Origin of the sequence: Tersicoccus sp. Bi-70 (assembly GCF_001968825.1) — a bacterium.
In the GTDB taxonomy this organism is placed as follows: Bacteria; Actinomycetota; Actinomycetes; order Actinomycetales; family Micrococcaceae; genus Tersicoccus.
Genome location: NZ_MIEU01000001.1, coordinates 20,913 through 42,081 on the forward strand (window position 1 = coordinate 20,913; position 21,169 = coordinate 42,081).

20 protein-coding genes, 1 tRNA gene and 2 pseudogenes are annotated in these 21,169 nt (G+C 73.0%); 7 read left to right on the top strand and 16 right to left on the bottom strand.

The window, feature by feature from the left end:
* Positions 1-8: 8 nt before the first annotated feature.
* Positions 9-689: a response regulator transcription factor gene (locus tag BGP79_RS00080; protein WP_076692670.1), complete on the bottom strand. Its 681-nt coding sequence runs from the start codon at positions 687-689 to the stop codon at positions 9-11.
* Positions 686-2,110 carry an ATP-binding protein gene (locus BGP79_RS00085; protein WP_083701418.1) on the bottom strand — a complete coding sequence of 475 codons (1,425 nt, stop codon included), beginning with the start codon at positions 2,108-2,110 and terminating at the stop codon, positions 686-688. The genes BGP79_RS00080 and BGP79_RS00085 overlap by 4 nt, the downstream gene beginning before the upstream one ends.
* Positions 2,111-2,336: 226 nt before the next feature.
* On the opposite strand from BGP79_RS00085, the gene phoU reads away from it, so the two are divergent.
* Positions 2,337-3,017, top strand: coding sequence for a phosphate signaling complex protein PhoU (phoU, locus tag BGP79_RS00090; RefSeq protein ID WP_076692671.1), 681 nt, complete (start codon positions 2,337-2,339; stop codon positions 3,015-3,017).
* Between the two features lie 79 nt (positions 3,018-3,096).
* On the opposite strand, the gene BGP79_RS00095 is transcribed toward phoU, so the two are convergent.
* The gene (locus tag BGP79_RS00095) at positions 3,097-3,849 is read right to left on the bottom strand and encodes a phosphoglyceromutase (protein ID WP_076692672.1); all 753 of its coding nucleotides are present in this window, start codon (positions 3,847-3,849) and stop codon (positions 3,097-3,099) included.
* 178 nt (positions 3,850-4,027) lie between these two features.
* Between BGP79_RS00095 and BGP79_RS00100 the strand changes: the two genes are divergently transcribed.
* Positions 4,028-4,834, top strand: coding sequence for an SAM-dependent methyltransferase (locus tag BGP79_RS00100; protein WP_076692673.1), 807 nt, complete (start codon positions 4,028-4,030; stop codon positions 4,832-4,834).
* A gap of 54 nt (positions 4,835-4,888) precedes the next feature.
* On the opposite strand, the gene BGP79_RS00105 is transcribed toward BGP79_RS00100, so the two are convergent.
* From BGP79_RS00105 to BGP79_RS00115, 3 genes are all read right to left on the bottom strand, one after another.
* A complete protein-coding gene (locus BGP79_RS00105; protein ID WP_369800133.1) occupies positions 4,889-5,227 on the bottom strand; it encodes a DUF2516 family protein in 339 nt (112 codons plus the stop codon).
* A gap of 62 nt (positions 5,228-5,289) precedes the next feature.
* Positions 5,290-6,489, bottom strand: a complete 1,200-nt coding sequence (locus BGP79_RS00110) for a PLP-dependent aspartate aminotransferase family protein (protein WP_083701419.1) — start codon at positions 6,487-6,489, stop codon at positions 5,290-5,292.
* Positions 6,490-6,579: 90 nt separating this feature from the next.
* Positions 6,580-7,350: an SDR family oxidoreductase gene (locus tag BGP79_RS00115; RefSeq protein WP_076692674.1), complete on the bottom strand. Its 771-nt coding sequence runs from the start codon at positions 7,348-7,350 to the stop codon at positions 6,580-6,582.
* A gap of 229 nt (positions 7,351-7,579) precedes the next feature.
* Here BGP79_RS00115 and tmk point away from each other — a divergent pair.
* The 3 genes and pseudogenes from tmk to BGP79_RS00130 all read left to right on the top strand — a co-directional run.
* Positions 7,580-8,197: pseudogene (gene tmk, locus BGP79_RS16810) on the top strand (dTMP kinase); the annotation flags it as partial.
* A 188-nt stretch (positions 8,198-8,385) separates the two neighbouring features.
* Positions 8,386-9,528: a DNA polymerase III subunit delta' gene (locus BGP79_RS00125; protein WP_076692676.1), complete on the top strand. Its 1,143-nt coding sequence runs from the start codon at positions 8,386-8,388 to the stop codon at positions 9,526-9,528.
* Positions 9,529-9,536: 8 nt separating this feature from the next.
* On the top strand, positions 9,537-11,123 hold the full coding sequence (locus BGP79_RS00130; protein ID WP_198928396.1) for an alpha/beta hydrolase: 1,587 nt from the start codon (positions 9,537-9,539) through the stop codon (positions 11,121-11,123).
* A 101-nt stretch (positions 11,124-11,224) separates the two neighbouring features.
* Here the strand turns inward: BGP79_RS00130 and BGP79_RS00135 are convergent, their stop codons facing one another.
* Complete coding sequence (locus BGP79_RS00135; RefSeq protein ID WP_076692678.1) at positions 11,225-11,944, bottom strand: HAD family hydrolase; 720 nt, start codon at positions 11,942-11,944, stop codon at positions 11,225-11,227.
* 167 nt (positions 11,945-12,111) lie between these two features.
* On the opposite strand from BGP79_RS00135, the gene BGP79_RS00140 reads away from it, so the two are divergent.
* Positions 12,112-12,184 (top strand) — tRNA-Thr (locus BGP79_RS00140).
* 292 nt (positions 12,185-12,476) lie between these two features.
* On the opposite strand, the gene BGP79_RS00145 is transcribed toward BGP79_RS00140, so the two are convergent.
* Positions 12,477-13,268, bottom strand: a complete 792-nt coding sequence (locus tag BGP79_RS00145) for a sigma-70 family RNA polymerase sigma factor (protein WP_369800134.1) — start codon at positions 13,266-13,268, stop codon at positions 12,477-12,479.
* A gap of 267 nt (positions 13,269-13,535) precedes the next feature.
* Here BGP79_RS00145 and BGP79_RS00150 point away from each other — a divergent pair, with 267 nt between their 5' ends.
* The gene (locus BGP79_RS00150) at positions 13,536-14,087 is read left to right on the top strand and encodes a hypothetical protein (protein ID WP_076692680.1); all 552 of its coding nucleotides are present in this window, start codon (positions 13,536-13,538) and stop codon (positions 14,085-14,087) included.
* A gap of 56 nt (positions 14,088-14,143) precedes the next feature.
* On the opposite strand, the gene BGP79_RS00155 is transcribed toward BGP79_RS00150, so the two are convergent.
* From BGP79_RS00155 to BGP79_RS16815, 8 genes and pseudogenes are all read right to left on the bottom strand, one after another.
* Positions 14,144-14,392 carry a carbon storage regulator gene (locus BGP79_RS00155; protein WP_076692681.1) on the bottom strand — a complete coding sequence of 83 codons (249 nt, stop codon included), beginning with the start codon at positions 14,390-14,392 and terminating at the stop codon, positions 14,144-14,146.
* 84 nt (positions 14,393-14,476) lie between these two features.
* Complete coding sequence (locus BGP79_RS00160) at positions 14,477-15,883, bottom strand: hypothetical protein (protein ID WP_076692682.1); 1,407 nt, start codon at positions 15,881-15,883, stop codon at positions 14,477-14,479.
* The gene (locus tag BGP79_RS00165) at positions 15,855-17,870 is read right to left on the bottom strand and encodes a flagellar biosynthesis protein FlhA (protein WP_076692692.1); all 2,016 of its coding nucleotides are present in this window, start codon (positions 17,868-17,870) and stop codon (positions 15,855-15,857) included. Before BGP79_RS00165 ends, BGP79_RS00160 begins: the two co-directional genes overlap by 29 nt.
* A 118-nt stretch (positions 17,871-17,988) precedes the next feature.
* Complete coding sequence (locus BGP79_RS00170; RefSeq protein WP_076692683.1) at positions 17,989-19,110, bottom strand: flagellar biosynthesis protein FlhB; 1,122 nt, start codon at positions 19,108-19,110, stop codon at positions 17,989-17,991.
* A 1-nt stretch (position 19,111) separates the two neighbouring features.
* Positions 19,112-19,867, bottom strand: coding sequence for a flagellar biosynthetic protein FliR (locus BGP79_RS00175; protein WP_076692684.1), 756 nt, complete (start codon positions 19,865-19,867; stop codon positions 19,112-19,114).
* Positions 19,864-20,145: a flagellar biosynthesis protein FliQ gene (fliQ, locus tag BGP79_RS00180; RefSeq protein WP_076692685.1), complete on the bottom strand. Its 282-nt coding sequence runs from the start codon at positions 20,143-20,145 to the stop codon at positions 19,864-19,866. The genes BGP79_RS00175 and fliQ overlap by 4 nt, the downstream gene beginning before the upstream one ends.
* On the bottom strand, positions 20,142-20,984 hold the full coding sequence (gene fliP, locus BGP79_RS00185) for a flagellar type III secretion system pore protein FliP (RefSeq protein WP_143588245.1): 843 nt from the start codon (positions 20,982-20,984) through the stop codon (positions 20,142-20,144). Before fliP ends, fliQ begins: the two co-directional genes overlap by 4 nt.
* Positions 20,981-21,169: pseudogene (locus tag BGP79_RS16815) on the bottom strand (hypothetical protein); the annotation flags it as partial. The gene fliP and the pseudogene BGP79_RS16815, both read right to left, overlap by 4 nt.

Consider the following 21,169-nt stretch of genomic DNA (forward strand, 5'->3'; position numbering starts at 1 on the left):
CCCCGGGATCAGACCTCGAACTTGTAGCCGAGGCCCCGCACGGTCACGAGGTGGCGGGGAGCCGACGGGTCCGGCTCGATCTTGGACCGCAGCCGCTTGACGTGCACGTCGAGGGTCTTGGTGTCGCCGACGTAGTCGGAGCCCCACACCCGGTCGATCAGCTGCCCGCGGGTGAGGACCCGGCCGGCGTTGCGCAGCAGCATCTCGAGCAGCTCGAACTCCTTCAGTGGCAGGGGCACCTGCTCCCCGGAGACGGTCACGACGTGCCGGTCGACGTCCATCCGCACCGGCCCGGCCTCGACGGTCGCGCTGATCAGCTCCTCGGGCTCGCCCTGCCGGCGCAGCACCGCCCGCACGCGGGCGACCAGCTCCCGGGACGAGTACGGCTTGGTGACGTAGTCGTCCGCGCCGAGCTCCAGGCCGACGACCTTGTCGATCTCGGCGTCCTTCGCCGTGAGCATGATGACCGGGACGTTGGAGCGCTGGCGCAGCTGGCGGCACACCTCGGTACCGGGAAGGCCCGGCAGCATCAGGTCCAGCAGCACGAGATCCGCGCCGTCCCGGTCGAACTCGCTGATCGCGTCGGTGCCGTTGTCGACGACCGCGACCTCGTAGCCCTCCTTGCCGAGCAGGTAGGACAGCGGGTCGCTGAAGGACTCCTCGTCCTCCACGATCAGGATCTTGCTCACGGGCGGGCTCCTTGGTGCCGGGTGGGGTCGATGGAGGGCGTCACGGGCCGGGACGGAACCCGACCGGAGGCGGATGAAGCGGAGGGGAATGGACCGGAGGGGGATGAATTGGACGGAGCCGCGCCGGTCCTGGGCGGCGTCGCGCCCGGTGCGAGACCGGACCCCCCGAGCTCGGACGGGATCGGCGACCCGCCGTCGGGTCGCAGCGCCGGCGCGAGGACGTGCAGGCGGCCGGCGGTCATCGGGCGCCGCGGCCGTTCGGGCCGGGCGTCCCGGTCCTCCAGGCGCGCCCGCTCCTCGGCGTCGATCTGCGGCAGCCGGACGGTGAAGGTGGACCCGTGGCCGGCCCGGGACCAGACGGTGACCTCGCCGCCGTGCCGGGCGACCACGTGCTTGACGATGCTCAGCCCGAGCCCGGTGCCGCCGGTGGCCCGGGACCGGGCCGCGTCGATCCGGTAGAACCGTTCGAAGATGCGGTCCTGCTCCTCCTCCGCGATACCGGGCCCCTGGTCGGAGACGGAGACGAGCGCGACGTCGTCGCGGGAGCGCAGCCCTACCCCGATCTTCGAGCCCGGCGGGGAGTAGCGGATGGCGTTGTCGATGAGGTTGCGGAACGCGGTCATCAGCAGGTCGGCGTCGCCGTGCACGGGCCGCTCGATCCGGCCGCCGACGTCGACCCGGATCTGCCGGGCGTCGGCGGCGAGCCGGTTCCGGTCCACGGCCTCGGCGATCACCGCGTTCAGGTCGACGATCGACCCGGTGGAGACGACGTCGGCGCTCTGGAGCCGGGAGAGCTCGATGATGTCCTGCACGAGCGCGCTGAGCCGGCCGGACTCGCGGTGGATGCGACCGGCGAACCGGCGCACCGCCACCTCGTCGTCGGCGGCGTCGTCGAGCGCCTCGGAGAGCAGGGAGATGGCGCCCACCGGGGTCTTCAGCTCGTGGGAGACGTTGGCGACGAAGTCGTTGCGCACCTGCTCGGTGCGGATGATCTCGGTGCGGTCGTCGGCCAGGATGAGGCAGTACTCCGACCCCAGTGGCGCGACCCGGACCTGGACGATGCTGCTCGACTCCCCGAGCGGGCCGCGGGAGAGCTCGAACTCCCGTTCCTCGATCACGCCGTCCTGGCGGACGCGGGCGACGATCGCCAGGATCTCGGGATGGACGACGGTGTGCCCGCGCACCAGACCGTGGGCGTAGGCGGCGGGGCTGGCCCGCACCACGCCGTCGACGTCGTCGACCACGATGAAGGCCATGCCGATCACGGAGAGCACCTGCAGCGCGCCGTCCGGCAGCACCGGCTCGTCGACGTCCACGACGGAGCGGCGGGCGCGGCCGCTGAACCGGTACGCCAGCAGCCCGACGGCGCCGAGCGCGAGCCCGACCACACCGCCTCCGACCGCGAGCACCACCGGATCCACGCGTTCAGTCTAGGCACGGCCCGTGGCCCCTCCCGGACCACTCCGCGTCACCGTCGGCCCGTTCAGCTAACGTTCACCTCACCAGCGATTCTCGTTCACACGTGACTGGGAACCTGCTGGTTGGTGTTCCGCCGGATGCCCGGACAGATCGCGCGCCCTCGTTGCTGCGGCAGTCCGCGTGCGACGGCGGGACCGGGGACGACGGGTCATCACGGAAGGACGCCACGTGCGCAAGGTTTTTCAGGCAGAGCTGCATCAGGTGGGCGACGAGCTCATCCAGATCGCGACGCTCGTGCGAACCGCGGTGGAGAAGGCCGCGACCGCGTTCGAGAACGCCGACGTCGAGCTCGCCGAGGACGTGATCGCGGCCGACGCGCGGATCGACTTCCTGCAGACCGAGCTCGACGAGCGGGCCATCGACATCCTGGCCCGGCAGGGCCCGGTGGCCTCGGACCTGCGGATGATCGTCGGTGCCCTGCGGATGAGCACCTCGCTGGAACGGATGGGCGACCTCGCCCGGCACATCGCCCAGCTGGCCCGCCTGCGCTACCCGCAGCAGGTGATGGCGGAGAGCCTCGTCGAAGCCTTCCAGGAGATGGCCCGGCTCGACGCCGACATCGCCGGTGCGGTCGTCGAGCTGCTCGACACCCGCGACCTGACCCACGCCTCCCGGATCCAGAAGCTGAAGGTGCGCATCAACGAGCTGCACCGCAGCGTGTTCGACGCGGTCGCCGAGCCGGGCTGGCAGGAGTCGCCCGCCCGTACCGCCGACGTCGTGCTGGCCAGCCGGTACTTCGAGCGGTTCGCCGACCACGGCGTCTCCGTCTCCCGCAAGGTCACCTACCTCGTGACCGGCGAGTGGGACCCCGACGCGCTCGACAGCCGGGTCGGCGCCGAGGACGCCTGAGCGCACCCGCCACACCACGCATGAGCAAGGGCCCCGGACGACACGTCCGGGGCCCTTCCTCATGTCGACCTGCCGGTCGTTACTTCTTGCCCTGGTTGGCGACGGCCTTGATGGACTCGGCCGCGGCGTCCGGGTCCAGGTAGGTGCCGCCCGCCTTGACCGGCTTGAGGTCCTCGTCCAGCTCGTAGTGCAGCGGGATGCCGGTGGGGATGTTCAGGCCGGCGATGTCGTCGTCGCTGATGCCGTCCAGGTGCTTGACCAGGGCGCGCAGCGAGTTGCCGTGCGCGGTGACGAGCACCTTTTTGCCAGCCTTCAGGTCCGCGCTGATGTCGGACTCCCAGTACGGCATCAGCCGCTCGAGCACGTCCTTGAGGCACTCGGTGCGCGGCACGTCGTCGCCGAGGTCCGCGTAGCGCGGGTCGTGCGCCTGGCTGAACTGGTCCTCGTCGTCGATGGGCGGCGGCGGGGTGTCGTAGGACCGGCGCCACAGCATGAACTGGTCCTCGCCGAACTCGGCGAGGGTCTGCGCCTTGTCCTTGCCCTGCAGCGCGCCGTAGTGGCGCTCGTTGAGGCGCCAGTCGCGCTTGACCGGGATCCACAGCCGGTCCGCAGCGTCGAGCGCGAGGTCCGCGGTGACGATCGCCCGGCGCAGCAGCGAGGTGTAGAGGACGTCGGGCAGCAGGCCGCGCTGGGCCAGCAGCTCGCCCCCGCGCGTCGCCTCCGCGCGTCCCTGGTCGGTGAGCGGCACGTCCACCCACCCGGTGAACAGGTTCTTCTCGTTCCAGTCGCTCTGCCCGTGACGGAGCAGGATCAGCGTGTGGGTCTGCGTCATACGCTCAGTCTGCCGCACCGCACCGGCCCGGCCAATCGGGGTCGGCCGTACGTCGCGACCGGGGGCGGCGCGGCATCGGAACAGCGTCGGCGCGGGGCCCCCGCACCGTCGGACCCTGGCGCGCGCGGTGTGGAACCGCTCACGATCGACGCCGTGGGCGCGGCGGCGCCCGTAGGGTATCGGGGTGCACAGCAGGCCGGTCGGGACGATCACGAGGGGAACCACCGGCCACAACCGGCTCCGCCGCGTCGATCGATGGCTCGCGGCCACCCACGGGCACCGGCTCCGCGCCGCGGCGGACCCGCTCGTCGTCGACCTCGGTTACGGAGCGCACCCCGCAACGGCCGTCGAACTGTTCACCCGATTGCGCACGGTCGCCCCGCGCACCGAGCTGGTGGGCCTGGAGATCGATCCGGCTCGGGTCCACCGCGCCCTGCCCCTGCGGCGGACGGGTCTCGACTTCGCGCTCGGCGGCTTCGAGCTGCCGCTGCCGGGACGCCGGCCGGTGCTGGTCCGGGCGTTCAACGTGCTGCGGCAGTACCCCGTCACCGAGGTGCCCGAGCACTGGGACCTGCTCCGGTCCCGGCTCTCCCCCGCCGGGATGGCGGTCGACGGCACCTGCGACGAACTCGGCCGGCGGGCCACGTGGGTCACCCTCGACACGGACGGTCCCGTGTCCCTGACCCTGTCGATCAAGCTCACCGCCGTAGACCGGCCCTCCGACGTCGCCGAGCGGCTGCCCAAGGTCCTCATCCACCGGAACGTACCCGGCGAACGGGTGCACCGGTTCCTGCAGGCATTCGACCGGTGCTGGGACGAGGCGGCGCCCGTGGCGTCCTTCGGGCGCCGGCAGCGGTTCCTGCACGCGTGCGCGGCGATGCGCCGGTCGGGCTGGCCGCTGCTGGACTCCCCCGCGCGGTGGCGGCTCGGGGAGGTGACGGTCGCGTGGAGCGCCGTCAGGCCCGGATCACCGGGCGGGGCGTAGACCGGAGCCGGGCCGGATCATCCGGCCCGCATCAGTGCCGGGTCGCCCGCGGGGTCACCAGGGGCCGTAGGGCCCCGCGTTGCCGGTGGTGCCGCGCACGGACTTCAGGGCGGGGCGCACGTCGGCGAGATACACGCACGACGCGGTCACCGCGATCAGCTGGATGAAGACCGGCAGCGCGGCCAGGCCGATGGGATGCGGGATCGAGAGGAAACCGCACGCGGCGGCGGCCGCCGTGATGCCGAGCCAGAAGCCCTTGGTGCGCTTGAACGCGCGCTGGAAGTCGGTGCCCTTGTTGCGGGCGCAGTCGACGAGCGCCCACAGCTCGATCGCGAACGCGACGAGCGCGAGCACCACATAGATGATCATCTGGGACACCACGATGAGCTGCACGCGCCCAGTGTATCGACGCAGTCCCGGATTACACGGGGAACCGGCCGAGCGCCGGCAACCCGTCAGGCGAGCGCCTGCGCCAGGTCGGCCCAGAGGTCCTCGGCGTTCTCGATCCCGACCGAGAGCCGGAGCAGGCCCGGCGGCACGGTGAGCGCCTCCGTCTCGTGCCGGCGTCGGCGTTCGACGAGCGACTCCACCCCGCCCAGGGACGTGGCGGGCAGCCACAGCCGCACCCGTTCGGTCAGCTGTTCGGCCGGGTGGGCACCGCCCGCCGCCTCGAACGCGAGGATCGAGCCGAAGCCGCTCATCTGGGCCGCCGCGCGGGCGTGACCGGGGTCGTCGGGCAGGCCCGGGTAACGCACCCGGCTGACGGCGGGGTGTTCGGCGAGCCGCGCGGCGAGCAGCCGGGCCGTCGCCTCGGACCGCTCGAGCCGGACGGCGAGCGTCCGCAGGCCCCGCAGCGCCAGCCACGCCTCGAAGGAGCCGGCGATCGCGCCGCGCACCGTGCGGGTCCGCAGCAGCCGCGCGCGCAGCTCGGCGTCGGAGGTGACCACCGCGCCGAGGACGACGTCGGAGTGCCCGGCCAGGTACTTGGTGACCGAGTGGACGACGACGTCGGCCCCCAGGTCGAGCGGCCGCTGCAGCAGCGGGGTGCAGAAGGTGTTGTCGGCGACGACGAGTGCGCCGGCGGCGTGCGCCGCCCGGGCGAGGACCTCGAGCTCGGCGATCTCCATCATCGGGTTGGTGGGGCTCTCGAGCCACAGCATCGCGGCGCCGGGCAGGGCGGCGACCACGGCGTCGGTGTCCGCGACGTCCACCTCGACCACGGTCAGCTGACCGCGGGACTCCGCCTCGTGGACCGCGACGAGGCTGCCCTGATAGCTGTGGCGTGGGATGACGAGCGTGCCGCCCGGGGGCAGCAGGGACAGGGCCGCGTCGATCGCCGCCATCCCGGAGGAGAAGAGCAGGGCCGGCAGCGTGGCGTGCTCGAGCTCGCCGAGCGCCTCCTCGAACGGCTCCCAGCTGGGGTTCTCGCTGCGCCCGTACGAGCGGCGTGACCCGTCGACCGGGCCGACCGAGTGGTACGTCGACGAGAGCACGATCGGCGGGTTGACCGGCGCCTCCGCGACCCGCTCGGGCCGGCCGGCAGCGACGACCAGCGAGTCCGGCGCCAGGTCCGGGTGGACGGAGTCGGGCTGGTCGGAGCGGTGCTGGTCGGGGCGGGTCTGGTCGGGGTGGGGCGGCGGGGTGCGGTCGGTCATGCCGGTCAGCCTAGACGCGCCGGATGTCCGGGGTGTGACGGCATCGGCGGGGCGGGCTGGTTTCCGAGCCGGGCTGGTCCCGGAGCCGGCTTATCGGCGGATGACCTTGTGCGGGGCGGCCTGCGCGACCGGCTTGATGGTCACCAGGTCGAGGTCGACGTGGTGGGGCAGGGTGATGGCGAAGGCGCACACCCGGGCGACGTCGTCGCTGGTCAGCGGCTTCTCGAGGCCGGCGTACACCTTGTCCGCGGCCTCGGCGTCGCCCCCGAGCCGGTTGAGGGAGAACTCGGGGGTCTGCACCAGCCCGGGAGCGATCTCGACGACCCGGATGTTGTGCTCGGCCTCCTCGAGCCGGAGCGCCTCGGTCATGGCGTGCTCGGCGAACTTGGCGGCGTTGTACCCGGCGCCGCCCTCATAGGCGCGCTGAGCGGCCAGCGATGTCAGGTTGAGCACCGTACCCTCTCCGTTCTCCCGCAGCGCCGGCAGGAACGCCCGGGTCAGGCGCATCGTGCCGAGCACGTTGACCTCGAACATCCAGGCCCAGTCCTCGTCCTTCGCCTCTCCCACCCGGTCGGTCCCACGGGCGCCACCGGAGATGTTCACCAGCGCGTCGATGCGGCCCTGCTCGGCCAACACCCGGTCCCGCAGGGCGGTCACATCGGCCTCGACGGTGATATCGCAGGCGGCGGCGATGACGCCGGTCTCCTCCGCGAGCGCGGTCAGCCGGTCCTCGCGGCGGGCCACGGCGTACACGGTCCAGCCCTCCCCGCGCAGGCGGCGGGCGGTGGCCTCGCCGATGCCGGTGGAGGCGCCGGTGACGACAGCGACGTGGGCGTTCGTGCGGGAGGGGGTCTCGGTCATGCGCCAAGCCAACCACAGGGCCGACCGGCAGCATGACCTCGACCGTCACCGGCCGGTCGATCGGTCGGTCGGTGGCCCATGCCGGGCGGGAACGGTCAGGGGTGGCCGATACGCTGGATCCGTGAGCAGCACCGCCCCGGATCCGCGCCCGGACCTCGACCCCACCGCGGTCGACCGCGCCCCCCGCGAGACCGGCGCGGACACTGCCCCCGCCGAGGGGGCGGCACCCCTGCAGCGCGGCGTGTTCGTGGCGTTCGAGGGCGGCGACGGCGCCGGCAAGTCCACCCAGGTGCGCCTGCTGGCCGACCGGCTGACCGACGCCGGCCACGCCGTGCTGACGACGCGCGAACCCGGCGGCACCCCGGTCGGCGAGCGGCTGCGGGACCTCGTGCTCGAGCACGGTGACGCGGTCGTCGACGCCCGCACCGAGGCCCTCATCTTCGCGGCCGCCCGCGCCGCGCACGTCGAGCAGGTGATCCGCCCGACCCTGGCGGCCGGGCGCACCGTGATCACCGACCGCTTCGTCGACTCCTCCATCGCCTACCAGGGCGCCGGGCGGGGTCTCGGCACCGACGACGTCGCCGGCATCAACGCCTGGGCGACGGGCGGGCTGCAGCCGGACGTCACGGTGCTGCTCGACGTCGACCCCGCGGCCGGCCGGGACCGGCGGGCCGGGCGCGCCCCGGAGGACCGGATGGAGTCCGAGCCGGACGCCTTCCACACCGTGATCCGGCAGACCTTCCTGCACCGGGCCGCCGCGGACCCCGACCGCTACCTCGTCCTCGACGCGACCGCGCCGGTGACGGCGATCGCCGAGCACGTCGCCGACGCCGTCCTCCGGCTCGTCGCCGGCCCGCTGCCCGTGCTGCCGTCCGCCGACGAGGGCACCGTGGAGGTGACGGTCACCGGGCGCGACGCCGAGCTCGTCGACCTCCCCGAGCCCGGCGACGGGCTCGGCGACCAGCCCGGGACCGAGTCAGGGGACGCGCCAGCAGCGGGCCGTGACCGGGAGTCGGGCCCCGTGGCGGCCGACCGATGAGCGTCTGGGACGACCTGCAGGGGCAGGCCCCCGTGGTCACCGCCCTGCGCCGCGCCGCCGAGGACGCCGCACCCACGCACGCCTGGCTGTTCACCGGGCCTCCCGGCTCGGGCCGGTCCAACGCCGCCCGCGCCTTCGCCGCGGCCCTGCAGTGCGAACAGCCCGCCGCGGCGGACCGGGGCTGCGGCCACTGCCACGCCTGCCACACCGTGCTCGCCGGCACCCACGCCGACGTCACCCGTGTCGCCACCGACAAGGTCACCATCTCGATCGCCGAGGTGCGTTCCCTCATCTCCCGCGCCCAGGACAAGCCCTCCACCGGGCGGTGGCGCATCGTCATCATCGAGGACGCCGACCGGATGGTCGAACGGACCACCAACGTGCTGCTCAAGGCCATCGAGGAACCCCCGCCGCGCACCATCTGGATGCTGTGCGCGCCCAGCCCCGCGGACGTCATCGTCACGATCCGGTCCCGCTGCCGCCCGGTCGGCCTGCGGATCCCACCCGTGGACGACGTCGCGGCGCTGCTCGCCCGGCGCGACGGGGTCGAGCCCGAGACCGCTCGCGTGGTGGCCCGGATGGCGCAGAGCCACATCGGCGTCGCCCGGCGGCTCGCCCGGGACCCGGAGGCGCGGGCCCGGCGCGACGAGATCGTCACCCTGCCCCTGCGGCTCTCCGACGTCAGCGGCGCCGTCCGCGCGGCCGGCACCCTCGTCGACCTCGCCCAGGCCGACGCGGAGGCCTCGACCGCCGACCGGAACGCCGCCGAGAGGGCGGACCTGCTCGCCGCCCTCGGGCTGACCGAGGAGGACAAGGTGCCCCCGTCCGTCCGGTCCCAGCTCAAGCACCTCGCCGACGAGCAGAAACGGCGCGCCACCCGCAGCCAGCGGGACGCCCTGGACCGGGCGATGACGGATCTGAGCACCTTCTACCGCGACGTCCTGGTCCTGCAGCTCGGAGCGCACACGGACCTCGTCAACGGTCACCTGGACGCGACGCTGCGGCAGTTCGCGCTGGCGAGTTCCCCGGAGACGACGCTGCGGCGGATCGACGCGATCGCCGAGGCCCGGGAGCGGCTGGCCGCGAACGTCGCCCCCCTGCTCGCCCTCGAGGCGATGACCGTCAGCCTGCTCTCGTGAGGACCCCGATGCGCCGCACTCCTGCCACGACCCCGCCCCGTGCCCGCGAAGACCGGCACCGCCCCGGCCGGCGTTCGCGCACGGCCGCCCTGGTGGCCGTCCTCGCCGCCGTGGTGCTGACCCTGAGCGGGTGCGTCCTGATGCCGGGCCAGGACGCCGCCCCGTCCCCGAACCCGTCCGCGACGGCCGGTACCCCGGAGAACCTCAAGGCCTTCTACACGCAGCAGGCCGCATGGACGAACTGCGAGAAGTCGTTCGACTGCACGAAGGTCACCGTGCCGGTCGACTACGCCCACCCGGACGGGGACACGATCGCCCTGCAGCTGATCCGCAAGCGGGCCACCGGCTCGAACCGCGTCGGCTCGCTCGTGATGAACCCCGGCGGCCCGGGCGGCTCCGGCTACACCATGGTCCGGGACAGCCTCGACCAGGTCACCTCGAAGACGCTGCGGCAGCGGTTCGACGTCGTCAGCTTCGACCCGCGCGGCGTCGACCGGTCCGCCGGCATCACCTGCCTGACCGACGAGCAGCGCGACGCCTACCGCGAGGACTCCTCCGACCCGGCGACCGCTGCCGGCCTCGCCCGCGCCACCGAGCTGCAGCGGCAGCTGGCGACGTCCTGCCAGCGCAGGAGCGGGCCGGTGCTCGGGCACATGGACACGGTCAGCGTCGCCCGCGACCTCGACGTCATCCGCGCCGTGCTCGGCGAGACGACCTTGAACTACCTCGGCTACTCCTACGGCACCCAGCTCGGCGCCACCTTCGCCGATCTCTTCCCGGCCCGCGCCGGCCGGCTGGTGCTCGACGGCGCCGTCGATCCGTCCCTGAGCAACGAGCAGCTCACCCTCGGCCAGGCCCAGGCGTTCGAGAAGGCCCTGCACAGCTGGGCCGAGGCGTGCGCCCGGGACTCCTCGTGCGCCTTCACCACCGCCGACGAGGGCATCACCCTGGTCCGGAAGCTGCTCGCCGACGCCGAGCGGGACCCGATGACCGTCTCGGACGGCCGGAAGGCGACGGTCTCCATGCTCGCGTCGGGGCTGATCCTGCCCCTCTACAACCAGCAGAGCTGGGCGGCGCTGAACGCCGCCGTCGCGAACGCCGCCTCGGGCGACCCGGGCGACCTCGTGCGCTTCTCCGACCTCGGCGCCGACCGCGAGCAGGACGGCCGCTACACCGCCAACAGCACCTTCGCGTTCCAGGCCGTCAACTGCCTGGACTACCCCATGCAGACCGATCCGGCGGCGATGCGCCGGGACGCGGCCGCCCTGGCCAAGGCCTCCCCCACGCTCGGCCGGTACTTCGGGTACGGCGGGCTGACCTGCGCGTCCTGGCCGTTCAAGGCCGTCGCGTCCCCGCACGCCCTGCACGCGGCCGGGGCGGCGCCGATCGTCGTCATCGGCACCACGGGCGACCCGGCGACCCCGGTGGCCTGGGCCCGCTCGCTGGCCGACCAGCTGGAGAGCGGCCGCCTGATCACGTTCGAGGGTGAGGGCCACACCGCGTACGGGCAGGGCAACGCCTGCGTCGTGGGGGCCGTCGACGGCTTCCTCATCGACGGGACCGTGCCACAGGACGGGCTGCGCTGCGGCCCCTGAGCCCCTGGTGCGCCGGAGTCGCTCGTGGCCTGAGCTGCTCGTGGCCTGACCGCTCGAGGCCCTGAGCCGCCGCCTGACCTGACTGCTCGAGCGGTGCGACCTCAGGCCGCGCGCGACGCGAGCACGCCGGGCACGGCCCGGACCGAGGGGACGACGACGTCGGCCCCGGCCTCGATCAGGTCCGCCTCCGCGTGCGGGCCGGTCAGCACCCCGATGTTGGCGCCGGCGCCCGCCCGGTGCCCGGCCAGCACCGCGGCCCGGCTGTCCCCGACCGTCATCACGGCGCGCACGTCGTCCAGGTCGAGGGCGAGCAGCGCGGTGAGCACCATGTCCGGGTACGGGGCGCCGCGGCCGGCGTCGTCCGGGCACAGGCTGAGATCGACCAGGCCGGTCCAACCGAGCAGGTCGAGGATCTGGTTCTGGGTCTGCCGGGAGAAACCGGTCGTCAGCGCCACGTGCACCCCCTCGTCGCGCAACCGCAGCAGGACGTCCACGGCCCCGTCCACGGCGCGCACGCGACCCCCGGACGCCGCCGCGGCGTAGCCGCGCTCGAACACGCGGTTGGCGGCCCTCGCCGGTTCCGGGGCGGCGCCGAAGAGGCGTTTGAACACCTCGAGCCGGGAGCTGCCCATCGTCTGCTCGACGAAGCTGAGCATGGTCTGGTGGGCGGCGCTGCCGGGCACGACGCCCTGGCTGGCCAGCGCCTCGCCGAAGCACTCGAGCACGAGACCGTCGTCCTCGACGGTGGTGCCGTTCATGTCCAGGCAGACCAGGCGCGTGGGCACCGTCGACAGCGAACGGTAGGTGTCCTGCGCGAGCATGGGGATGCGTCCTCACGGTGGGGGGTGGGCCCAGGCCTCAGTGTGCCCGGGCCGAGCGGACGCCGGCTGAATGGGCCCCCAACGGGGTGTGAACGCCTCCGGTGGATCGCGTTTTGCCGTGCGATCGGTGCTGCCGTAGAGTATCCGGGGCGTGCTCGCGCGCCCGTGCCTCCTTAGCTCAGTCGGTAGAGCGTCTCACTCGTAATGAGAAGGTCGCCAGTTCGATTCTGGCAGGAGGCTCGTCCCGCCCTCGTCGATCCGTTCCGCGGATCGGCGGGGGCTTTCTCGTGCCCGGCCACGGCCCGGTCCTCCCGGCCCCGGGGTCACGCGCTCGACGTCGACACCCGCGACTTCCGGGCGCGCCGGATCGGCGGCGGAACCTGACCGGCGCGTCTTCGTCGCGCTCCGAGGTCCGGGCTCCGTATCCGGGACTCAGACGGAACGAACCCCCCTGACCGGCGGGTCAGAGGGGTTCGTCGTCATCCACGGGGTCGGGGCCGTTCGCCGCCGCCCCGCAGGGCTGGAGGCCGGGTCAGCCGGCGGCTGCGATCACCGGCGCGGTGTGCGGCGTGGTGGGGCGGTGGAACGCGGTGGTCAGATCGGCCAGCGCACCGAGGTAGGCGCTGCGGCGGCCGACGGCGAGCTGCGGGCTGGCCACCGGCTGACGCGTCGGGTCGTCGGCGTAGTGCACGGCCAGACCGTCGCGCAGCAGTCGGATGCCCTCGGCACGGCGCTGCGAGACCGCGGCGTGCGTGACGCCGAGCTCCGCGGCGACGTCCTTGACGGCCCGTCCCTGCAGATAGACGGCCTCGACGACGATCCGGATGCTCTCGGGCAGCGCCTGGACGGCAGCGGCCAAGTAGCGGGATCGTTCGGCGGCGAGGGTCGCTTCCTCCGGACCCACCGCCGAGGAGGCGACGCGATCCTCGACCGTCTCGTCGATGGTGGAGACCGTGCGGGCGGCGTCGGCCAGGGCCGCATCCACCTCGGCACGCGTGGATCCGAGCGCCGCGGCGATCTCGTCCGAAGTGGGCTTGCGCCCGAGGGACGCGGTGAGCGTCTCCGAGACGGCGAGCGTGCTCTTGATCCGTTTGCGCGCGGACCGAGTGGCCCAGTCCCCGGCGCGGAGGTCGTCCAGGAATGCGCCCTGGATACGTCGCCGGGCGAAGGCCCCGAAGGGGACACCCAGCTCTTCGTCGAAGGCGTCGGCGGCAAGCACAAGAGCGAGCGCGCCGGCAGCGGCAAGATCATCGCGCGAGAGGTGCGTGGCTCGCGCGCACAGGTCTGAGACCAGGTAGCCGACGAGAGGCAGATTCTCCACCACCAGCCGGTTACGGCGTTCGATATCCAATTTTCCCCACTTGAGACCAGTGGTCGTCCGGTCCTCGCGAGCGAGAACCCTCGGACCTGATGGGAGTCCGTCCGCGGTGCGGTCCGGCCGGCGCGCGATCAACCCCCAAAGCCGATCGTGCGTTATGGGTAAAATATCACAAGGTTCAAGTTTAGGAACAGGCAATTTTACTCATTCCGGCGTGTCTCGCCGGAAGGCGCGCACCGGCGTGTCGCTTCGATCGCCTCGAGAGGAGGACCCGTGGTCGCCGCCGATCTGTCGAGCCTCGTCTGGCACGAACGCCGCGAGCTGGACGAGGTCCTCTATGCCCTGCAGACCGTGCGGTTGCACCTGGAGCACTCCGGCGAACGCTGGCTCGAACGCACCCTGGACGCGCTGCTCGTGGCCGTCGAGACGCTGCGCGTGGCGACCCTGGAACGCACGGTGATGTCCACCACGGACGTCGACCGATCACTGCGGGAGCTGGCCGCCTCCGTCGAAGCTCCGCTCGACGCGATCCTCATCGACCACCGCACGGCGATGCGGGAGCGCATCCACGAGATCGAGGCCGAGAGCGACCGGATCGTCACGCTGCTCGCCGTCCGGGAGACCGCGGGCTCCGCACCCGCCGCACTGGACACCGATCTGGACACGGTGCTGAACGCCGACGCGACCGAGCCGGACGCGGACCCCGACCTGGACCACGACGTCGACGCCGAGATCGCGGCCGCCCTGGCGGGGCAGGCCCGGCTGCGGGCCCGCGTGGCGCTGACCGGGCTGGTGCCCTCGGAGCTGCGCGACCTGCTGCGCTGAGTCACGCGCTCACGAGAGGGCGCCGCTGACACCGGCACCGCGCCGGTTCGCGCGGTTCAGCTCTGGCCGGGCACCGGGGGCAGCTGGCCGAGCAGGGTCTGCTCGGTGGTGTCCGGGGACTCGGCGGCCGCCTGCCGGTTGGCGTCGGCGACCGCGGTGAAGATCTCGTGTCGCTTGATCCTCACGTGCCGGGGCGCGTCGATGCCGATGCGGATGCCCTCGCCTCCACGGTTCTCGAGGAACGTGATGACGATGTCATCGCCCAGCATGATCTTCTCGCCGGGCTTGCGGGTCAGGACCAGCATCGGCGGACTCCTTCCCTGGATGACGCCGTGGGGGCGGGATCTCCGGACGCCGTCGGACGGTTCCGGCTCACCGGGGACACCCGGTCACAGGAACGCCCGGACCGCCGGCCCGCCGTCGACCCAGCCTACCGGCAGGCCGAGCTCGTTGACCGTCTCCGGGCTGCCGGTCTCCGCCACGCCGATCACCGCGAGGGCGTCGATCGGCACACGGGAGGAGATGCGCCGCACCCAGGGCTCGATGTCCTCGTGCTTGTGCCGGGCGTCGACGACGAGCCACACCTGGTCCGCGCCGAGGCCGACCGCGGTGGATAGCTGGGCGGTCACCTCGGACCGGGTGCCGAGGCTGATCGGCGACCCGAGGCCGTAGCCGACGACCGCGCTGGTGCCGGCTCGCACCGCACCGGCGCGGGCCGCGATCGCCGAACGCGGACCCTGCAGCCGGGGCAGCGTCGGATCCTCGGCGGTCCCGGCGGTGTGCAGTTGCGCGCCGACGGACGCCGCCATGGTCCGTGCCGCCGCGACGGCCCGCTCCCCCACCCCGAGCACGACGACGAGGTCGCCGGGGGCGCCGAGCACCGAAGGGACCGGCGGACCGGCGTACGCCGTCACCGGTGCGACCGGTGCCACGAGCTCCGCGGCCGCTGCGCCGTCCGGCAGCTCCGCCGGCAGCACCTCGTCCACCGACAGCTCCGCCAGGACGACGCCGGGAACGAGTCCGGGACCAGCGGCATCCAGGCTCCGCGCGCCCGCCGGCGCGGTGGGCGCACCGGTCACGGCCCCGCTCGCGGGGACGACGGGACGGCCGGCCGCGGTGAGGACGGGGGCCGGGTCGACGATGCCGCCCGCCACGGTCAGGGCGCCGCTCCCGGCCGGCGCCGTCGCCGGGGCCGTTCCGGTGGCGCGGTCCTCGCCGCCCAGCCGGCTGAGCAGCGCGGCGAAGTCACGGCCGCGGGTGGCCGGGGTGTCCAGCTCGGGCACGAGCGGCGCGGCGGCGCGGGCCGTCGCCGGGGCACCGCTACCGCCGGCAGCCGCCACCGGTACCGGCCCGCGGGGGGCCGTCGGAACGGCTCGAGCAGCAGGAGCGGCAGCAGGAGAAGGAGCGGCAGCGGCACCGGGGACGACGGCGACCGCACCGGTCGCCGGGGCGACGTCGCGCAGCAGCTCCTCCTCGTCGTCGGCCGCGGCCAGCAGCGCCGCCAGCCCGGACCGGCCGCTCAGTTCGTGCGCGGCCGCGCCGCGCTCCGCCGTCGCGCGCTGCTGCGCGGCCGGGTCGTCAGGCGTGGCCGTGGAGGAGGCGCCGCCGTCGTCGATCGCGATGCCCTCGGGCAGCTCGGCCACCACCTCGACGTGCCAGCGGCCGAGCAGACCGCCGAGACCGCCGTCGCGGACCTTGTCCGCCGAGACGAGCCGCGCCGCGCCGCCGTACCGGGTGTGCAGGGTCTCGCGGACCTGCTCGAGCGTGTCACCGCTCAGGTGCAAGTGCGGCGCCATGGCGGACCACTCCGATCGTCTCGATGTTCACCGCGCTGGCGGTCACCTCGCTGTAGGACAGGACCGGCACCCCCGCCGGCGGGTGCGGCAGCAGCCGGCGCATCGCCGGGCGCAGCGCCGGGGCACAGACCAGCACGCCGGCGCGGCCGGTCTGCTCGGCCGCCGAGACGGCCACGGTGAAGGCGTTCATGAAGGCGTCCAGCCGCGGTGCCTCGAGCACCAGCTGGGTGCCGTACTCCCCCGGCCGGAGGTCGGCCAGCAGGCTCATCTCCAGCGCGGGGTCCAGGGTGATGACCGCCAGCACCCCGTTGTCGGCGTGCTTCTGCACGATCACGGGCCCGAGCGCCTGGCGGGCCGACTCGATCAGGCCCTCCGGGTCGGCCGAGGACTTGGCCCGCAGCGAGAGCGCCTCCAGGATGCGGGGCAGGTCGTTGATCGGCACCTGCTCGGCGAGCAGGCCCTGCAGCACCCGGTGCAGTTCGGGCAGGGAGAGCAGGGACGGCACGAGCCCGTCGACGGCGGCCGGATGCGCTTCCTTGACCGCGTCCGTCAGGGCCTTGACGTCGTCGCTGGAGAGCAGCCGGGACGCGTGGGTGGTGACGATCGAGGAGAGGTGGGTGACGATCACGGACACCCGGTCGATCACCGTCGCCCCGGTCATCTCGGCGCTGTGCGCGAGTTCGGCGGGGATCCAGCGGCCGGCCAGGCCGAAGACCGGTTCGACGACGGGGATGCCGGGCAGCGCGTCGAGGAACTCACCGAGGGCGAGCACGGACCCGGCGGGGGCGGTGCCGCGGCCGACGTCGACACCCGCCACCCGGATCAGGTAGGTCGCCGGCGGCAGCTCGACGCTGTCCCGGGTGCGGACCGGGGGCAGCACCATGCCCAGCTGCATCGCGATCTCCTGGCGCAGCACCTTCACGCGCGAGAGCAGGTCGTCCCCGCCGGAGCCGACGAGGTCGATCAGGTCCGGCGCGAGCAGGATCTCCACCGGCTGCGCACGCATCTGCTGCATCAGCACGACCGTCGGATCCGGCTCGGGCGCCTCCTCCGTCACGGTCTCGTCCACCTCGGCGCGGTCCTTGATCCGCCGGGAGGCGATGATCAGCACGGCGCCGACGGCGAGGAACGGCAGCGGCGGCATCCCGGGGATCAGCGCCATCGCGATCGCCGCGACCCCGGCGACGAGCAGCGCCGTGCGGGACTGGCCCAGCTGCGCGGACGCGGTGCGGCCGAGGTCCGCCTCGGCGTTCGAGCGGGTGACGATCATGCCGGTGGAGACCGCCATCAGCAGGGCCGGGATCTGGGTGACCAGGCCGTCGCCGATGGTGAGCAGGCTGTAGGTGTTGATCGCGTCGACCAGTTCCTGGCCGCGCTGCAGCATGCCGATCGCGATGCCGCCGATGATGTTGATCGCGATGATGACGATGCCGGCGATCGCGTCGCCCTTGACGAACTTGGACGCGCCGTCCATCGCGCCGTAGAAGTCGGCCTCCGCGGAGACGTCGGCCCGCCGCTCGCGCGCCTGCGTGTCCGTGATCAGACCGGCGTTCAGGTCCGCGTCGATGGCCATCTGCTTGCCGGGCATGGCGTCCAGGGTGAATCGCGCCCCGACCTCGGCCACGCGCTCGGCGCCCTTGGTGACGACGATGAACTGGATGACGACGAGGATGAGGAAGATGACGGCGCCGATGATCAGCGAGCCGCCGACGGTCACCTGACCGAACGCGGCGATCACCTGGCCGGCGTGGCCCTGCCCCAGGACGAGGCGGGTCGAGGCGACGTTCAGGCCGAGCCGGAACAGGGTCGCAACCAGCAGCAGCGACGGGAAGACCGAGAAGTCCAGCGGCTTCTTGACGAACATGCTGGTGAGCAGGATGACGAGCGCCAGCAGGATGTTGCAGACGATCAGCACGTCCAGCAGCGCGGCCGGGATGGGCACGACGAGCAGCAGGACGATGCCGACGATGCCGACGGGCACCGCCATGCGGGTCAGTCCACGGTTCACGGTCGGGCTCCTTCGCGGGTCACGGGGACGTCGGTTCGGTGGGTCAGGGGGCTGTTCGGGGTCTGGTCGCCGGTCGGGTCACCGGCGGCGCGGACGCTCATCGGACGGCCACCCGGGGCCCGAGGATCGAGCTGCCCGCGTGGGGCGAGGTGGCGATCTCGTGCATCCCGCCGGTGACGCCGCGGGCGGCCAGGGACATGACGAACGCGAGGACGCCGGCCACCGCGGTGTAGAGCTCGAGCGGGATCTCCTGCCCGATGTCGCAGGCTCCGTGCAGGGCGCGGGCGAGCGGGATGTCCTTGACCATGGGCACGCCCTTCTCCTTCGCCTCCGCGCGGATCCGGTCGGCGATCCGGTCCGCTCCCTTGGCGACGACGCGCGGAGCGGAGCGGCCGGGCTCGTACTTCAGCGCGACGGCCACGTGGGTCGGGTTGACGAGCACGACGTCGGCGTCGGCGATCGCGGCGATCATCCGGTTCCGGCTCATCGCCATCTGCCGGGCGCGGCGCTGCGAGCGGATCAGCGGATCGCCCTCGCTGCTCTTGCTCTCGTCCTTGACCTCGCGCTTGGTCATGCGCGTCTGCTTGCGGTTGCGTCGGGCGACGACGAGGACGTCGAGCCCGGCCAGGAGCAGGCCGGAGACGACGGCGCCCTGCAGGAGGGAGACCGCCCCGCCGCCGGCGGCGGAGAGCAGGCCCGAGATCGGCAGGCCACCGGCGGTCATCAGCACCGGCACCAGCGACTGGATGGCGAACACGAGCACGATCCCGACGACGGCGGTCTTCAGCAGCGCCTTGGCACCGCCCCACAGGGCCTGCCCGCCGAACATCCGGCCGAAGCCAGCGACGAGGTTGAAGTGCTCGCCGGTGAGGCGGAACTTCTTGACGTGGATGCCGCCCTGCAGCACGGAGCCGGCGAGCACCGCGGCCACGGTGACGGCGAAGAGCGGGGCGAGCACGCCGCCGAGGTCGGAGAACGCGTCGCCGAGCGCGCGGGTGGCCGCCTCGGGGTCGGGGTGGGCGATGATCTGCGGGACGACGGCGAGCTGCTTGCGCAGCGCCGCCTCGCCGGCGCCGATGGTCGGCACCGTCATGACGGCGGCGGCCCCGACGGCGAGCCACGCGGTGGCGTCCTGCGAGCGGGACAGCTTGCCCTTCGAGCGGACCTCCCGCATCCGCTTGTCGGTGGCCTCCTCGGTTCTCTCCTGCGCGTCGGCCATGTCACCGCACCCCGGTCAGCGCCTGCGCGGCGTCGCCGGCGAGAGCCGAGACGACCCGCGGCAGGGCGAGGAAGAGGATCGAGCCGAGCGCGAGGGTCAGCATGATCTTCAGCGGGAACCCGAGGGAGAACGCGTTCAGCGCCGGCGCCACCCGGGTCAGCAGCCCGAGCCCGACGTCGGCGAGGAAGAGGACGACCACCAGGGGCCCGGCGATCTGCACGGCGGCGACCAGCATGCCGCCCACCGCGCTCGTCATCGCCTCGACCGGGCGGGTCAGGTCGAGGCCGCCGGCCAGCGGGATCGCGGAGAAGGACCCGGTCAGGCCCGTGAGGACGAGCTGGTACCCGTCGGAGGCGATGAGCAGCGCGAGCGCCGTCATCTGCAGCAGCCGGGTGAACTGGGCGCCGTTGACCTGGGTCTGCGGGTCGTACATCTGCGCCATCTGGAAGCCGCTGAACACGTCGATCAGTGACCCGGCGGACTGGACCGCGGAGAAGATGACGGAGACGAGGAAGCCCAGGGCGAACCCGGTGGCCGCCTCGAGGGCGACCCCGGTGATCAGGGTGACGGCGTCGATCTCGCCCGCACGGTGCAGCCGACCCGTCACGGCGAGGGCCAGGCCCACCCCGAGCATCGCCTTGATCCGCGCGGGGAACGCGGGCGAGGAGAACGGCGGAGCGATCACGAGGAACGCGGTGAACCGGACGGCGGCGAGCCCGAGGGTCTGCAGCCAGGCGAAGTCGACGGGCAGCGTCATCCGATGGACCCCGCGAGCAGCTCGGGGATGCGGTCCATCATGTCGTGGGTGAAACCGACCATCTCGGTGATCATCCAGTGCCCGCAGATGAGCAGGGCGAGGGCGACGGCGATGGCCTTGGGCACGAACGAGAGGGTCATCTCCTGGATCTGCGTGATCGACTGCAGTAGCGAGATGGCGAGCCCGACCACGAGCGCCGTGACGAGCACGGGCGCGGACAGCTTCGCGGCGGTCAGCAGGGCCTGGAGGCCGATGTCGAGGACGGCGCTCGTGTTCATCCGGTCCCCTGATAGCTCTGGATCAGCGAGGTGATGATCAGGCCCCACCCGTCGACGAGCACGAACAGCAGGATCTTGAACGGCAGGGAGATGATCACCGGCGGGAGCATCATCATGCCCATCGACATCAGGGCCGCGGAGACCACGAGGTCGATGACGAGGAACGGGATGAAGATGACGAACCCGATGATGAACGCCGCGCGCAACTCCGAGATCATGAACGACGGGATCAGGGTCTGCAGGGGCACCGCCGACGGAGTGGCGGGGTTGGACAGCCCGGCCGCCCGGGTCATCAGCGCGATGTCCTCCTGGCGGGTGTGCGCGACCATGAACTTCTGCAGCGGGGCCGAGCCGACGCGCAGGGCCGTGTCCACGTCGATGGTGCCGTGCAGGTACGGCTGGATGGCGTCCGTGTTGATCTGCGAGATCACGGGGAACATGACGAACAGCGAGAGGAACAGGGCGAGTCCGGCGAGCACCTGGTTCGGCGGGATGGACGGCAGGGAGAGCGCGTTCCGCGTCATCGCGAGGACGACGAAGATCTTGGTGAACGACGTCATCATCAGCAGCAGCGCGGGGGCCACCGAGAGCAGGGTGATGCCGATCAGGGTGACGACGGCGGCCGAGGGCGTGCCGTTGGCGCCGTTGATCTGCAGGTTCAGGCCGCCGGTCCCGCCGGATCCGGGGGTGGCGGGAGCGGTGGGCGCCGTGGGGACCGCGGGCGCGGTGGGGGCGGCGTGCGCTCCCGCGGCCGAGAGCAGGAGCACCGCGAACACGAGGGCGGCGACCAGTCCGAGCACGACGAGCACGGACGGGCGGCGCAGGCGCCCGGTGGTCACGGCCGTCGCCCGCCGGCGACCCACCGCGCGGCGTCGCGGGCCTGCCGCCACGTGCCGAGGTCGAGGATGGATCCGCTGAGCGGGCCGGTGGACACCGGCAAGGCGGCCGCGTGCCGACCGCGGGACCGGGTGGGCTCCTCGGCGGCCGGCGCAGCGGCGGCCGGCGCAGCGGCGGCCGGCGCAGC

Excerpts from the sequence above, each read along its gene's own strand:
- BGP79_RS00170 (WP_076692683.1), bottom strand. The coding sequence starts at position 19,110 with ATGGCCGACGCGCAGGAGAGAACCGAGGAGGCCACCGACAAGCGGATG.
- fliQ (WP_076692685.1), bottom strand. The coding sequence starts at position 20,145 with ATGAACACGAGCGCCGTCCTCGACATCGGCCTCCAGGCCCTGCTGACC.
- BGP79_RS00175 (WP_076692684.1), bottom strand. The coding sequence starts at position 19,867 with ATGACGCTGCCCGTCGACTTCGCCTGGCTGCAGACCCTCGGGCTCGCC.
- BGP79_RS00115 (WP_076692674.1), bottom strand. The coding sequence starts at position 7,350 with ATGACCGAGACCCCCTCCCGCACGAACGCCCACGTCGCTGTCGTCACC.
- BGP79_RS00135 (WP_076692678.1), bottom strand. The coding sequence starts at position 11,944 with ATGCTCGCGCAGGACACCTACCGTTCGCTGTCGACGGTGCCCACGCGC.
- BGP79_RS00130 (WP_198928396.1), top strand. The coding sequence starts at position 9,537 with ATGCGCCGCACTCCTGCCACGACCCCGCCCCGTGCCCGCGAAGACCGG.
- BGP79_RS00160 (WP_076692682.1), bottom strand. The coding sequence starts at position 15,883 with ATGGCGCCGCACTTGCACCTGAGCGGTGACACGCTCGAGCAGGTCCGC.
- BGP79_RS00110 (WP_083701419.1), bottom strand. The coding sequence starts at position 6,489 with ATGACCGACCGCACCCCGCCGCCCCACCCCGACCAGACCCGCCCCGAC.
- BGP79_RS00155 (WP_076692681.1), bottom strand. The coding sequence starts at position 14,392 with ATGCTGGTCCTGACCCGCAAGCCCGGCGAGAAGATCATGCTGGGCGAT.
- BGP79_RS00095 (WP_076692672.1), bottom strand. The coding sequence starts at position 3,849 with ATGACGCAGACCCACACGCTGATCCTGCTCCGTCACGGGCAGAGCGAC.
- BGP79_RS00165 (WP_076692692.1), bottom strand. The coding sequence starts at position 17,870 with ATGGCGGTGCCCGTCGGCATCGTCGGCATCGTCCTGCTGCTCGTCGTG.
- BGP79_RS00125 (WP_076692676.1), top strand. The coding sequence starts at position 8,386 with ATGAGCGTCTGGGACGACCTGCAGGGGCAGGCCCCCGTGGTCACCGCC.